Below are 13,774 nucleotides of genomic sequence, written 5' to 3'. Positions count from 1 at the left end.
ATGGCTGCTTATGAAGCTCTACGCCGCGCCCCTGAACTTCCGCTCGATCGCGCGCGAATTCGACGTGCGCACAACGTTCGCGCCTGAGCTGCACACCGAAGCCTCGCAGCTTCGGGACCGCTTTTCGCAGTTGCGTATCGACGCCCGCTCTGTGCCGCTGGTCACCATCGATCCCGTCGGGTCGAAGGACCTGGACCAGGCAGTGCACATCGAGGCGCGCGACGGCGGAGGCTACGTGGTGCGCTACGCCATCGCGGACGTGGCGGCGTTCGTGGACCCCGATTCTGCAGTGGCGGCGGAGTCGCTGGAGCGCGGCCAGACGATCTACCTGCCCGACGAACCCGCGCGCCTGCACCCGGAGGAGCTGTCGGAGGGCTCTGCTTCGCTGCTTCCCGACGTGGACCGGCCCGCCGTGCTGTGGACGTTCGAGCTGGACGAGCGCGGCGAGGTCGACTCCGCGCACGTCGAGCGCGCGCTGGTGCGCTCCGTGGCGCGGCTGGACTACGAGGGCGTGCACGAGGAGATGCAGGCAGGGTCGGTGCACCCGTCGATTGCGCTGTTGGAGCAAGTCGGGCAGTTGCGGCAGCAGTCCTCGCTGCGCAGGCACGCGATCAACCTGCGCCTGCCGTCGGTGCGCGTCGTCGGCGACGGCGGCACGTTCGAGCTGGTCATCGAGCCGCGCCACCCGATCATGGACTACAACTCCGAGATCTCGCTGCTCACCGGCATGGTCGCGGGACGGATGATGGTCGACGCCGGGGTGGGCTTCCTGCGCACGTTGGGTCCGGCGGATGAGGACGGCGAGGCGGAGTTCCGTCGAGAAGCACGCAACCTGGGCTACGAAGTGGCGGGAGACATCGGCGAGTTTTTGGCCGGCGTGGATGCCGACACCCCGCGCGGGATGGCGGTGATGCGCGAGGCGCAGAAACTGCTGCGCGGGTCCGGCTACGTGGACCTGTCCGAGAAGCAGGCGGAGGTGCACGCCGGCATCGGCGGGTTCTACTCGCACGTCACCGCGCCCTTGCGGCGGCTGATCGACCGCTACGCCACCGAAGTCTGCCTCGCCATTTGTGCAGGTGAGGACGTGCCGGAGTGGGTCGAGCGCGACGCCCCGCGCGTGATCAAGACGATGGGGCGGTCCTCCCAGCTTGCCAACACGGTGGAGAAGGCGTGCCTGCACCTGACGGAGGCGACGGTGCTCGAGCCGTGGGTGGGCCACAACTTCGACGGCGTGACGCTCAAGAGCGGGGAGGACGCGGCGCGCGTGTTCATCGTGGACCCGCCGGTGCTCGCGCCGTCCGCGGGTGCGCCCGAGGAAGGCGCGGAGACGAAGTTCTCCCTCGTGCGGGCCGACCCGGCGGCGCGTGAGGTCGGCTTCGCCTGGCCCGCGGACTAGGGGAGGCCCGCGCCTACCCCTCGAGGCGGGCGGGTTCGCCGGCGGCGACCTCCACCACCTCGAACTCGCGCGCCATCGTGGACGCGAACGCGTCCGCCTCCTGCACAGGCACGAACGCGATCACCGCGTCGGAGGTGCCGATGGCGGCGGGCCGGGCGGCGACGGCGCCGCGCTCGCGGGCCAGGGCGACGAGAGCGTCCGGGGAGGCCAGGCCGTGGGACTCGGACGGCGAGTTGAGCAGGGTGAACAGCTCATTGGCGCGGCGCGAGCGCAGGGCCTTCGCCGCGGCGAGGGAGCGCAGCGTCTCCGATTCGCAGAACTGCACCCAGCGTCGTGCGGCCTCCGGCTCCGGCGCATTCGAGTCACCTGCGGTGCGGCGTGCCTCGACCCATTGGACGGCGCGGCCGGGGGCGTCGGGAAGCTGGCGCAGCGAGGAGACGCCGAAGTTGGAGCAGGCGGCGTCGATGAACGCGCGGCGCTCGGCGATCGCGTCGCGGGACTGCGTAAACGGCGCGCCGAGCTCCTTCGACACGGAGAACACGCGCACGCCGTGGCGCGACGGGTGCGGCGCCTGGGTTAACGAGCCGTCGGCGTAGTCCACCACCGACACCCCCTCGGCCCCGCGCAGCGCCACCGAGTGGCGGGCGCGCAGCACCGGCTGCGACGAGTAGGTGGCCACGGCGTGCGAGCAGATCTCCGCGAGCCGGGCACGGAACGGGGCGGTGTCCACGTCGTCGTGCTCGCCGGCCAGCGCCAGCGCGATCGCGGCGTCGGCGGCGTACAGCGCGCCCAAACCTGCGCCGACCGGCACGTCGGATTCCACGGTGATGTCCACGCCAGCGGTGTCGCGGGAGAGCACCTGGCGCTGCACCAGCGTGTGCACCAGCCCCCACCAGCGGCGGGCGAGGCCGTCGGCGGGTTGGTCGTCGTAAGGCAATTGCGCCTTAAACTCCTGGCCGAGCGGGCCGTTGGCCGCAACAGAGATCACGCCGTCCGAACGCGGGTGCACCGCCGCGGCCGCGCGCAGCGACGCGGTGCCGGCCAGGGTCACGCCGCCGAAGTGGTCGACGTTTTCACCGATGAGCACCCACGTGCCCGGCGCGGATGCGACACGCCCAGACGCTGCGCTAACGCGCTCCACAGGGGACTTGGAGGGGGTTTCAAACAATGCCATGTCACGCTCCTTTTAACCGCCACCACACTACCAACCGCCCCGGTACAGTCGGACGGGTAAACAAACCACGAAAGGAACGAAACAATGGCAGACGAGCAGTTCTACTACAACCCGTCCACCGGCGAGGTCACCCAGGGCAAGGAAGCCGCCTGGGATAACCGCATGGGCCCCTACGCCACCCGCGAGGAGGCCGAGTCCGCGCTGCAGATCGCCGCGCAGCGCAATAAGAGCGCCGACAACCAGGACGAGGCGGACGACAACTGGGGCGAGGCCCCGTCCTGGGAGAAGTAGCCCGGATAAGCCTTACGGCTTGATCTTCTTAAACGCCTTGCGCACCTCGCGCACGGCCTCGTCGTAGCCGCTCAAGGCCTGCTCCCCGCGGTCGAGTTCGCGCTGGTAGAGCATGCCGTAGGCGAAGGTGTCCTCGCCGCGTTCGCGGGCCTCCTCGGCAAGCCGCTGGATGCGGTCGCGCGAGGTCACGGCGTCCTGGAAATCGCCCAGCTTGGACTGCAGCGCCTTGCAGGCCTTGGCCAAACGCCCCGCCTTCAACCCCGCATCGGCCGCGGCGTTAGCGGAGTAGCGCAGTTTCTTCGCAGCTTTGCGCACGTCGTGGACGTAGTCTTCGCGCTCGTGCAGCGGCAGGTCGGTGTCGTGGTAGTGCTCGTCCACCTTGTCGTGGCGCTTCTTCAGTTTCTTGTAGCCGCGCTTCAAGTGGTCGTAGAGGACCTCCTTCGACTCTGCCGGGGGTTCTTCAGAAGCCTCTTGCTTTGCGACGGGCGGCTCAGCCAACAACCCGTCAATCGCGTCCAGCAGATCCATGAACCGCTGCGAGTCGAGCATGGCCACGATCTCGGCGTGGGCCTCGTTGTAGTCGCGGCGCATGTCGCCGGCGATGTGTGCGCGGGCGGCGTCGTCCACGAGCCCGGACTCGTCCGAATCCAACAGCTCCAGGAAGCGCTCTTCGACAACCTCGGCGTCGCGGGCCACGCCCAACACGCCAGCGGCGTGCTTGAGCTCGTCTTCAAGCGCGCCGAGCTGCTCGCCCTCGAGGATGCCCTCGAACGTCTCCAGCAGGGAGCGCATCTCGCGGGTGGCCACGCGCAGCTGGTGCACCGAGTCGTACTCGTCGGCGCGCACGCGCGGCTCCCAGGCGACGATGGCGTCGCGCTGCTTGCGCAGGGAATCCACCACTGCCGCCGCCGGGGAGTCCGCCTCAAGCTCCGCCTGCATGTGCGGCGGCAGGGGAGCGGTCTTCACCGAATCGCCCAGCGCGGTGGCCAGCTTCGACGGAGAGGACGACTTGCGCGCGCCCGCCGAGATCAAAAAGCTCGTGCCCTGGTTAATCAGCGTCTCGCCCGCCTCGGTGCCGGCGAGCGCCTCGGCCAGCTCGAGCTCCCACTCGCGCCAGTTGGTGCGCTCGCCACCGGGAAGCAGCGACCAGGCGGTGACGTGGTCGTCGCAAAACTCCGCGACAGCGCCTTCGGCGCCGGAAAGCAAAATTTCAACCCGACGGTTGTCCACCTGCGCCACCGGCGCCAGCTCCTCGGTGCGCACGATCGACCGCACCTGGGCCAGAAGTTCCTCGGGCACGGCCGATGGATCGTCGAGAGGCATCCGCACCTCGTTGCGCCCGCCCTCCTTGGGCAGCTTGAGGTGCCAGCCGTCATCTGCGCCGCCGGTGCGGCGGCGCAGCGTGATCTTGGAACGCGTCAGGCGCAGATCCTTGGTGTCGTAGTACACGGCGGAGAGGTTGTGCTCGCGCATGCTGGCGATTTCCTCCACGCCGGGCAGTTGCGTCAGGTCCGGCATGCCGGTGTCCTCGTCCACGGCGAGTTTGATTTCCACCTCGAGGAACTGCTCGGGTGCTTGTGCAGCCATGATCGTTGTCCTCCTTCAATGGTTTGTTGCCCCCAAGCTTAGCCTGCCTATCGACGCCCAAAGGCCCGCTACAGTTGAGCAGCATGAGCGCCCAAACCGACAACGTGCTGCGAATGGTGGAGCAGCAGGACATCGCCTTTATCCGCCTCTGGTTCACCGACATCTTCGGCTCGCTGAAAACCGTGATGATGTCGCCCGCGGAGCTGGAAAGCGCCTTCGAGGAGGGCGTGGGCTTCGACGGCTCCTCCATCGAGGGGTTTAGCCGCGTCTCCGAGTCCGACACACTGCTGCGCCCCGACCCGTCGACGTACCAGCCGCTGCCCTTCGACGAGGAGGCGGGCCTGCAGACTGCGCGGATGTTCTGCGACATCACCATGCCCGACGGCGACCCGCTTTTCGCCGACCCGCGCCAGGTGCTGCGCCGCCAGATCACTAACGCCCGCGACATGGGCTTCGAGTTTGTGGCCAGCCCCGAGATCGAGTTCTATGTGGTCAAACCCGGCGAAGGTGACCAGCCGCCGACACCTGCGGACAAGGGCGGCTACTTCGACCAGGCCAAGCGCAACGAGGCGCCGAAGCTGCGCCGCATGGCCGTCTCCGCCTTGGAGTACATGGGCATTGTCACCGAGTTTTCCCACCACGAGGGCTCGCCGGGCCAGCAGGAGATCGACCTGCGCCACACCGACGCGCTGACCATGGCCGACAACATTGTCACGTTCCGCTACATCGTGAAGACGGTCGCCGAAATGAACGGCGTGCACGCCACGTTCATGCCCAAGCCGTTCGCCGACCTCGAGGGCTCGGCGATGCACACCCACTTCTCCCTGTTCGAGGGTGACACCAACGCCTTCCACGACCCGGACGACGAAATCAGCCTGTCCAAAACTGGCCGCCAGTTCATCGCCGGCATCATCGAGCACGCGGGCGAGATCTCCGCGGTGACCAACCAGTGGGTGAACTCGTATAAGCGCCTGCAGTTCGGCTCCGAGGCGCCCACCGCCGCCACCTGGGGTATTTCCAACCGCTCCGCCATGGTGCGCGTGCCCACCTACCGCCTGCACAAGGCGGATTCGCGCCGGGCGGAGGTGCGCTCGCTCGACTCGGCGTGCAATCCCTACCTGGCGTTTTCCGCGATCCTCGCCGCAGGCCTGAAGGGCATCGAGGAGGGCTACGAGCTGGACGAGCCCGCCCGCGACGACGTCTTTGCCCTGACCCGCCGCGAGCGCCGCGCGATGGGCTACCGGGACCTGCCCAACTCGCTGGACCAGGCGTTGCGCCAGATGGAGCGCTCCGAGTTCATGGCCGAGGTCTTAGGCGAGCAGGTTTTCGAGTTCTTCTTGCGCGCGAAGTGGGCCGAGTGGCACGACTACACGGCCCAGATCACGCCCTGGGAGATCGATACGGGGATCGACCTGTGATTTCACCCGCCAAGCTGGGGCTGACCAGCCCGCGCGCCGCCGAGGACATCGAGGAGCTTTCGCTTCATGACGAAGCTTCGCTCTACACCCTCGCCGGCGCCAGCGACCCGGACCTGGCGCTCAACAACGCCCACCGGCTCTTCGACGCACTTGGTGACGGCTGGGCGGATTTGCTTGCCGCGCTGCGCGACTTTCCGGTGTTCCGCACCCGGTTTTTCGCCCTGCTGGGCGGCTCCACCGCGCTGTCGGACCACCTGATCGCGCACCCGCAGCAGTGGCGGCTCCTGCTCGAGGACCTGCCCGATGAGGCCGAGCTCTACCGCACCATGCTCGCCGCCGTGGGGGTCGACGCTGACGGGCCGGGGTTGTATAAGGCGGGGGAGGGCGACGTTGGCGCGGCTAAGCAAAAGCTCCGCGCCACCCACCGCGACCTGGTGATGCGCATCGCCGCCGCCGACCTCGCCGGCACATTCGCCGCGGTCAAGGGCTACGGCGAGGGCGAATCCATGAGCTACAGCTACACGACGGAGCGGCTGACGTGGCTCGCGGACGCCGCGCTCACGGCCGCGCTCGCGGTGGCGGTGCGTGACGTCTACGGCGACGAGGAAGCGGACGCCGAGCTCGCCGTGATCGCCATGGGCAAGTGCGGCGCCGGCGAGCTGAACTACATCTCGGATGTGGACGTGGTGTTCGTGGCCGAGCCCGCCTCGCCGAAGATCACGCGCGTGGCCGCGGAGATGATGCGCATCGGCTCCGCGTGCTTCTTCGACGTGGACGCGAACCTGCGCCCGGAAGGTACCTCGGGCGCGCTTGTGCGCACGCTGGAGTCGCACCAGGCCTATTACCGGAAATGGGCCGAGACCTGGGAGTTCCAGGCGCTGTTGAAGGCGCGGCCGCAGACCGGTTCCATGGACTTGGGGCGGGCGTACTCCGAGGCGATCGCGCCGCTGGTGTGGGAGGCCTCCCAGCGCGATTCCTTCGTCGAGGACGTCCAGGCCATGCGTCGGCGCGTGCTGGAGAACGTGCCCGCGGAGGTGCGCCGCCGCGAGCTGAAACTCGGGCCCGGCGGGCTGCGCGACGTCGAGTTCGCCGTGCAGCTTCTGCAGCTCGTGCACGGGCGCATCGACGACACCCTGCGCGCCCGCAACACCCTCGACGCCCTGTCTGCGCTGGCCGCGGCGGGTTACGTGGGCCGCGAGGACGCGCGCGTGCTCACCGAGGCCTACGAGTTTTTGCGCCTGTTGGAGCACCGGCTGCAGCTGCAGCGCTTCAAACGCACCCACCAGCTGCCCGAGCCGGACGACGAGAAGCGCAACCGCTGGCTCGCCCGCGCCGCCGGGTTCACCGCGAACCACCGCGGCACCGCCCCGGACGCGATGTACCGCGAGCTCAAACGCGTGCGCCGCGACGTCTCCGACCTGCACGAGCGGCTGTTCTACCGCCCGCTGCTCGGCGCGGTGGCCGACATGTCCGTCGGCGAGGCCACCCTCTCCGCGGACGCGGTGAAAGCCCAGCTCGCCGCGCTCGGCTACCGCCACCCGGCGCGCGCCTTTGACCACCTTTCCGCGCTGGTCAAGGGCACCTCGCGCAAGGCCAAGCTGCAGGCGATCCTGCTGCCGTCGCTGATGCACTGGCTCGCCGACACCGCCGACCCCGGCCAGGGGCTTTTGAACTACCGCAAGCTTTCGGACGCCGCCGTGGACCGCAGCTGGTTCCTCCGCATGCTGCGCGACGAGGGCGTGGCGTCGCAACGCCTCATGCACATCCTGGGAACCTCGCCGTACGCCTCCGACCTCATCATTTCCGCGCCCGATGTGGTCAAACTGCTCGGCGACGGCTCCAACGGGCCCCGGCTCCTCGACGCCGCCCCCGACCAAGTCCACAAAGCCATCCTTGCCTCCGCCAAGCGCCACCAGACGGACCCCGACAAGGCCGTCGCCGTGGCGCGCTCCCTGCGCCGCGCGGAGCTCGCCCGCATCGCGTCCGCCGACCTGCTCGGCTTCATGGAGCCGCGCCAGGTCTGCCTCGAGCTGACCTACGTGTGGGAGGCCGTGCTTGAGGCCGCACTTCGCGCCGAGGTGTACGCCGATCTCGCATCCTCGCCTTACGACGAGCCTCCCGCCCGCATCGCCGTCATCGGCATGGGCCGCCTCGGCGGCGCCGAACTCGGCTACGGCTCCGACGCCGACGTGATGATCGTCGCCGAGCCGAGCGAGGGGTCCGACGGAGGAAGCGACGCGATCGCGTGGGCGGCGAAAATCGTCGACCAGATGCGCACCCGCTTGTCCAAACCCTCCGGCGACCCGCCCCTCGAGGTGGATCTGGGCCTGCGCCCCGAGGGCCGCTCCGGCCCGGTGGTGCGCACCATCGCCAGCTACGAGCGCTACTACCGCGAGTGGGGCGAGGTCTGGGAGCGCCAGGCGCTGCTGCGCGCCGCCGTCGTCGCCGGCGACCGTGGCGTGGGCGACGCGTTTTTGGAGGCCGTCGACGATTTCCGCTACCCGGCCGGCGGCGCCAAGCCTTCCGACATCCGCGAAATCCGCCGCATCAAAGCCCGCGTCGACAACGAGCGTCTGCCGCGCGGTGCCGACCGCGCCACCCACACCAAGCTCGGCCGCGGTGCGCTCGCCGACGTCGAGTGGACCGTGCAGCTTCTGACCATGCAGCACGCCCACACCCACGAGGAGCTGCGCACCCCCTCCACCCTGGACGCGCTGGACTTCCTCGCCGAGCTCGACGACCCGTCCGTCATCCGCGGCTCGCACGCCGAGATACTGCGCACCGCGTGGCTCACGGCCACCCGCGCCCGCAACGCCATCGTGCTGGTCACCGGCAAGCGCACGGACCAACTTCCCGCGCCGGGCCCGCAGCTCGCTCAGGTCGCGGGCTCTGCCGGCTACGACCCCGACGACCAGCAGGAGTTCTTAGAGGACTACCTGCGCATCACCCGCCACGCCCACAAGGTGGTCGAGGAGGTGTTCTGGGGAGAGGTGCCGTCGCACGAGTTCGATTAGGGCGGGGAGGCGCAGTGGCGTCGATAGGCAATATGCTCGAGCCCATGGCAGTGAACATGACCATCGACCTGAACAACGCCACCTTCGCAGACCTGGTTGCGCTGGTGGACGCCGCGCGCGTGGCCGGCGTTGATCCGAAGACCGGGCTGGAGCTCGACGGCGAGACGCTGAGCATCACCGTCGAGCCGACAACCCGCACGCCCGCGCGCGAGCACGCGCCCGAGAAGGAGCGCACCGTGCCGCCGCTCGGCGACGCCGCGATTCGCTCGGTGGTGGATATTTTGACCGGTCGACAGGAACCGCCCCGCCGGTAGGGGCCCATGACGTAGACTTCGCGGGGTGGACTACATCTCAACTCGCGACGCATCGGCGCAGCCGCGCTCCTTCACAGACATCCTGCTCACGGGCCTAAGCCCCGACGGCGGCCTCTTCATGCCGGCGGTGTACCCGTCCATCACCCCGGAACTTCTGAACGAGTGGCGCGAGCTTTTGCTTGACGACGGCTACGCTGCGCTCGCCGCCGAAGTGCTGAAGCTCTACGTCGACGACATCCCCGAGGCGGACCTCGAGGCGATCGCGCGCCGGGCGTACCGCACGCCGGTCTTCGCCGACGAGGAGATCGTGCCGGTGACCCGACTGAACGACCAGCTGCACATCGGCCACCTGTCCGAGGGCCCGACTGCGGCGTTCAAGGACATGGCGATGCAGCTGCTCGGTGAGCTATTTGAGTACGAGCTGGCCCGCCGCGGCGAGGAGATCAACATCCTCGGCGCGACCTCGGGCGACACCGGATCGTCGGCCGAGTACGCGATGCGCGGGCGCGACGGCATCCGGGTGTTCATGCTCACCCCGGCCGGGCGCATGACCCCGTTCCAGCAGGCGCAGATGTTTGGGCTGGACGACCCGAACATCTTCAACATCGCCCTGGACGGCGTGTTCGACGACTGCCAAGACGTGGTCAAGGCGGTCAGCGCGGACGCGGGGTTCAAGTCGAAGTACTCCATCGGGGCGGTGAACTCCATCAACTTCGCGCGCCTGCTCGCGCAGGTGGTGTACTACATCGCGACCTACCTGAAGGTCACCGAGACCAACGACGAGCGCGTCTCCTTCTGCGTGCCCACCGGCAACTTCGGCAACGTGTGCGCGGGCCACATCGCGAAGCAGATGGGCCTGCCCATCGACCGCCTCATCGTGGCCACCAACGAAAACGACGTGCTCCACGACTTCTTCGCGCGCGGCGAGTACCGCCCCCGCTCCGCCGCGGAGACCTACGCGACGTCCTCGCCGTCGATGGACATTTCGAAGGCGTCCAACTTTGAGCGGATGCTTTTCGACGCCACGTTGCGCGACTCCGACCTCACCCGCGAGCTGTTCGCCAACAGGGTGAAAGACGGCGGCTTCGCTGCCACCGATCTGGGCGGGGAAGAGGCGATGGAGCGCATCCGCGGCGAGTTCGGCTTCGCCTCCGGCACTTCCACCCACGCCGACCGGGTGGCCACCATCAAGCGCGTGCACGACGAGTTCGGCGTGCTGGTGGACCCGCACACCGCCGACGGCGTGTTCGTCGCCAAGCAGCTTGCGGACGAAGTGGACACCCCGATCGTGGTGCTGGAAACTGCGCTGCCGGTGAAGTTCGCCGACACGATCGCCGAGGCGATCGGCAAGGCGCCGGAGGTGCCGGAGCGCTTCGCCGGCATCATGGACGCGGAGCGCCACGTGACCGACCTGCCCAACGACGCTGAGGCCGTCAAGGCGTTTATCGCCGAGGCCATCGAGGGCACTAACGTCTAGGGCACACCAAGGAAGGAGTGGGCGCGCATGGCACAGGAGCAGTTCGCAGGCCCGGAGCACTACACCGACTTCGACCCGGAGAAGTTCATCCGGGACATGAAGATCATGGCCGAAGAGGAGGAGAAGGACGGCGAGTCCGGCGACGAGGGCTCGGCGGTTGACGCCTCCGAGTAGCCAGGGCGGTTCAGCCAAGCGCTACCAGCCCGAGCAGGGCCCGCAGTGGCGCTTCCCGGACATGCCCGGAGAGCCAGCGCCGCAGCGGCAGCAGTACCCGCAGCACCCGCTGAAGTTCCCCGACATGCCGGGCCCCGGCTCCACGGCTCGGGCGCGTCGCAGCGGGCTGCAGACGGGCGGGTGGATCACCGTCATCGTCGCGACGGCGATGATCGTGGGCATCGTGGTGTGGCTGGGCCTGAACGCGTCGAAGGTCCCCACCGGCACGGTGGAGGAGCGCGAGGCGCTGTCCGAGGTGCAAACGCCTGACGACGACGCTCCCGCGCCGGAGAACGAAAACAACGTGCTCGTGCCCGCGTTCGCCCCCTGGGCACCGGGGACGAAGATCCAGACCACGGACCACCGCCCGGCGCCCGGGGAGCATTTCACGGCGCAGTCGTGCACCGCGGCGTTTTCGTTTACCGGCAAGGACGGCCGGGCGTATGCGGTGACCGCCGGCCACTGCGGCCGCGAAGGCGACCTGGTGTGGCCCACCAACGCCTCCACCGCCTTCGACTACGCCTCCGAGGTCGGCCACTTCATTTTCTCCGGGCTGTATTCGCAGAACACCCCGGAGACGGAAGGCGCGGACGTCGGCATCATCGAGATCACGGACCCGGACCGGTTCATGGACGTGGTCGGCGCGCCGATACCGACTGGGATCGGGGAGGGCCTTGGGCCCGTCGATAGGGTGTGCAAAACGGGCGCGACCACGGGCTACACGTGCGGCGATTTCGAGGACACTGAGCGGGTGCAGATAGTCAACCTCGACCCCGGCGTGGAGGACGAGACCTTCGGCGACATCGCCGCCGTGTGCGCCGCCTCGGGCGACTCGGGCGGGCCGGTGTTCGCCGACGTCAACGGCCGAGCCACCGTCATCGGCGTCGTCTCCGGCACGGAAGCCGGCCGCGCGGGCGAGGAGTGCTACGAGGGCATGGAGGACCCGCACCTGATGAGCTACTCCAACGTCAATCAGGTCATGGCCGTGATCCGGCACGCCGTGCCGGACGCGGAGTTTATTCCCCGGCGTTGGTGACAGGGTTGGCGAGCAGCGGCCAGCGCTTGAGGTGCTCGCCGGTTTCCTTGTCGTTGTCCACCACCACGACCTCGTCGTCGGTGTAGCCGTTGAACGTCACGCGGTCGATCTCGTCGGGCCGTTCCACATCGAGCCAGCGCTTTGACAGCGCGTCGGCGTCGTCCACGTCCATCCAGTTCAGGGTGATCACGCGGAAGTGGTTGTGTGACGCGTAGTCCACAAACGACACCGAATCGGCGCCCTCTGCCACGCCGAAATCGATGTACTGGGCGAGGGTCTCCGGAGGGAGCGTCGAGAAGCAAAAGCCCCAGAAGTTAAAGCGCATCCCGCTTTTCGACGTCAACGTCACCGTGTCCAAACAATTCTGCTCCAGCAGACGCGACAGGTGGCCCGCGATCTCGGTGGAGTCGTCGAGGGCGCCGTCCACAACGTCGCCGCGCATCATCGCGCCCGAGTTCGTCTCGCCCACGCGCACGTTGTCGATCAGGTTCGGTCGGATGCTCGCCGCGACGTTGCCCGGATCCGCCGGCGCCGGGTTGAACGGGCGCTCCGGCTGCGGCAGCTCCGCGGCCGCCGGGGAGCTCGCCGTGGTGCGGCTCGCCGCCATCGCCACCCCGAAAATCACCAGGATGACCAGCGCGCCGTACGCCGCGACGAACAGGGGCGCGGGGACGCGTCTGACCCAGGGCTGCTTGTCGGAAACGGCGGTGCTCATAATTTCAGGGATTGTACACTTGCCACCATGCCTATCCCGGAGTTCATCGTGGAAACCCGCAAGAAAATCGGCACCGACCTGATGTGGGTGCCCGCCGTGTGCGCCGTCGTGCTTCGCGACGCCACCGATGCGTCACCGTGGGCCGTCCCCGAGGTGCTGCTGGTGCGCCGCGCCGACAACGGCGAGTGGACACCTGTGACCGGGATCGCGGACCCGGGCGAAGAGCCGCACGTCGCCGCGGTGCGCGAGGTGCTGGAGGAAACCGGCGTGCGGGTGACCGCCGCGGCGATTTTGGGCGTCGGCGCGCACGGCCCGGTCACCCACGCGAACGGGGATAAGGCCAGCTACATGACGGTGCAATTGCGCTGCGAGCCGCTCGACCCCACCGCGGAACCGGTGATCGGCGACGATGAGAACATCGAAGCCGGCTGGTTCCCCATCTCCCAGATGCCGGTGCGCGACCCGAAGTGGCGCCTGGCCATCGCGGACGCCGCCTCGCAACGCCGCCACCCGGGCAGCTTCGCGCCGCGCATGGGGCTGACCAAGCGGTGAGGCTCGGCGTCGACGTCTCGGAGCACCAGGCCGGGCTCGACGTTTCCCGCTTCGACTTCGTCATCGCCCGCACCACCGACGGCACGTACCAGGACGCTGCGTTTTCGTCGTTCGCCCCTTTCGCGACCGCGGCGTACCACTTCCTGCGCGCCCCCTCCGAAGGGACCACCATTGCGGCGCAGGTGTCGGCCGCGCTCGAGGTTCTCGGGGGCCGCCGCTTGCCTCTGTGGCTCGACGTCGAGTCCCCCGCGGGGCTTTCGCTTCTCGACGTCCGCTCCGCCCACCACTCCTTCTCCTCCGCAGGCGTCGAAGTAGCTGGAGTCTACACGAACGCCTGGTACTGGCGGCGGCACATGCTGTTCGCGGACGTGGCCGAGTTCGGTGCGCTGTGGCTGGCGCAGTGGGGCTCGAACCCGGTGGTCGACGTTTCGACGCCTTTGGACGTGGGGGCGTGGCCGCGCCCCGTCGGCCTTCCAACGCCCACAGTGTGGCAGTTCACCTCGCGCGGCCGCGTAGACGGGACGGACGTAGATTTAAATTTGGCCCTGTGAACTGCGCTTTGTGAATTTCTCAGGTTCAGTTATCCA

Annotated in this window: 13 protein-coding genes; 10 read left to right on the top strand and 3 right to left on the bottom strand. The window is 68.5% G+C overall.

What is annotated here, in order from left to right; translation table 11 throughout:
• The first annotated feature begins 10 nt into the window (after positions 1 to 10).
• Complete coding sequence (locus MHX64_RS10000; RefSeq protein ID WP_239357011.1) at positions 11 to 1,396, top strand: RNB domain-containing ribonuclease; 1,386 nt, start codon at positions 11 to 13, stop codon at positions 1,394 to 1,396.
• 13 nt (positions 1,397 to 1,409) lie between these two features.
• On the opposite strand, the gene MHX64_RS09995 is transcribed toward MHX64_RS10000, so the two are convergent.
• On the bottom strand, positions 1,410 to 2,570 hold the full coding sequence (locus MHX64_RS09995; RefSeq protein ID WP_239357010.1) for a galactokinase family protein: 1,161 nt from the start codon (positions 2,568 to 2,570) through the stop codon (positions 1,410 to 1,412).
• A gap of 84 nt (positions 2,571 to 2,654) precedes the next feature.
• Between MHX64_RS09995 and MHX64_RS09990 the strand changes: the two genes are divergently transcribed.
• Complete coding sequence (locus MHX64_RS09990) at positions 2,655 to 2,861, top strand: hypothetical protein (RefSeq protein ID WP_181888791.1); 207 nt, start codon at positions 2,655 to 2,657, stop codon at positions 2,859 to 2,861.
• 12 nt (positions 2,862 to 2,873) lie between these two features.
• Here the strand turns inward: MHX64_RS09990 and MHX64_RS09985 are convergent, their stop codons facing one another.
• Positions 2,874 to 4,448: a CYTH and CHAD domain-containing protein gene (locus MHX64_RS09985; protein WP_239357009.1), complete on the bottom strand. Its 1,575-nt coding sequence runs from the start codon at positions 4,446 to 4,448 to the stop codon at positions 2,874 to 2,876.
• A gap of 83 nt (positions 4,449 to 4,531) precedes the next feature.
• Here MHX64_RS09985 and MHX64_RS09980 point away from each other — a divergent pair, with 83 nt between their 5' ends.
• From MHX64_RS09980 to MHX64_RS09955, 6 genes are read left to right on the top strand one after another with little or no spacing between them, the layout of a single operon-like run.
• The gene (locus tag MHX64_RS09980) at positions 4,532 to 5,866 is read left to right on the top strand and encodes a glutamine synthetase family protein (RefSeq protein ID WP_239357008.1); all 1,335 of its coding nucleotides are present in this window, start codon (positions 4,532 to 4,534) and stop codon (positions 5,864 to 5,866) included.
• Positions 5,863 to 8,880: a bifunctional [glutamine synthetase] adenylyltransferase/[glutamine synthetase]-adenylyl-L-tyrosine phosphorylase gene (locus MHX64_RS09975; RefSeq protein ID WP_239357007.1), complete on the top strand. Its 3,018-nt coding sequence runs from the start codon at positions 5,863 to 5,865 to the stop codon at positions 8,878 to 8,880. Before MHX64_RS09980 ends, MHX64_RS09975 begins: the two co-directional genes overlap by 4 nt.
• Positions 8,881 to 8,924: 44 nt before the next feature.
• Positions 8,925 to 9,194: a hypothetical protein gene (locus MHX64_RS09970; protein WP_070844509.1), complete on the top strand. Its 270-nt coding sequence runs from the start codon at positions 8,925 to 8,927 to the stop codon at positions 9,192 to 9,194.
• Between the two features lie 25 nt (positions 9,195 to 9,219).
• Positions 9,220 to 10,671, top strand: a complete 1,452-nt coding sequence (gene thrC, locus MHX64_RS09965; RefSeq protein WP_239357004.1) for a threonine synthase — start codon at positions 9,220 to 9,222, stop codon at positions 10,669 to 10,671.
• Positions 10,672 to 10,698: 27 nt separating this feature from the next.
• Positions 10,699 to 10,845 carry a hypothetical protein gene (locus tag MHX64_RS09960; protein WP_239357001.1) on the top strand — a complete coding sequence of 49 codons (147 nt, stop codon included), beginning with the start codon at positions 10,699 to 10,701 and terminating at the stop codon, positions 10,843 to 10,845.
• Entirely contained in the window at positions 10,829 to 11,920 is a 1,092-nt protein-coding gene (locus MHX64_RS09955; protein ID WP_239356999.1) for a S1 family peptidase, read from the top strand. The genes MHX64_RS09960 and MHX64_RS09955 overlap by 17 nt, the downstream gene beginning before the upstream one ends.
• On the opposite strand, the gene MHX64_RS09950 is transcribed toward MHX64_RS09955, so the two are convergent.
• Positions 11,901 to 12,635 carry a hypothetical protein gene (locus MHX64_RS09950; RefSeq protein WP_181888785.1) on the bottom strand — a complete coding sequence of 245 codons (735 nt, stop codon included), beginning with the start codon at positions 12,633 to 12,635 and terminating at the stop codon, positions 11,901 to 11,903. The two genes, MHX64_RS09955 and MHX64_RS09950, sit on opposite strands and share 20 nt — an antisense overlap.
• Before the next feature lie 27 nt (positions 12,636 to 12,662).
• Between MHX64_RS09950 and MHX64_RS09945 the strand changes: the two genes are divergently transcribed.
• Both MHX64_RS09945 and MHX64_RS09940 read left to right on the top strand, forming a co-directional pair.
• The gene (locus MHX64_RS09945) at positions 12,663 to 13,187 is read left to right on the top strand and encodes an NUDIX domain-containing protein (RefSeq protein WP_239356997.1); all 525 of its coding nucleotides are present in this window, start codon (positions 12,663 to 12,665) and stop codon (positions 13,185 to 13,187) included.
• Positions 13,184 to 13,738 (top strand): GH25 family lysozyme, encoded by a 555-nt coding sequence (locus MHX64_RS09940; RefSeq protein WP_239356994.1) that lies wholly within the window; start codon positions 13,184 to 13,186, stop codon positions 13,736 to 13,738. The genes MHX64_RS09945 and MHX64_RS09940 overlap by 4 nt, the downstream gene beginning before the upstream one ends.
• Positions 13,739 to 13,774 lie beyond the last annotated feature (36 nt).

The organism is Corynebacterium sp. ACRPZ, assembly GCF_022346205.1.
Classification (GTDB): Bacteria; Actinomycetota; Actinomycetes; order Mycobacteriales; family Mycobacteriaceae; genus Corynebacterium; species Corynebacterium lehmanniae.
This window is presented reverse-complemented; position numbering and strand designations above follow the sequence as displayed.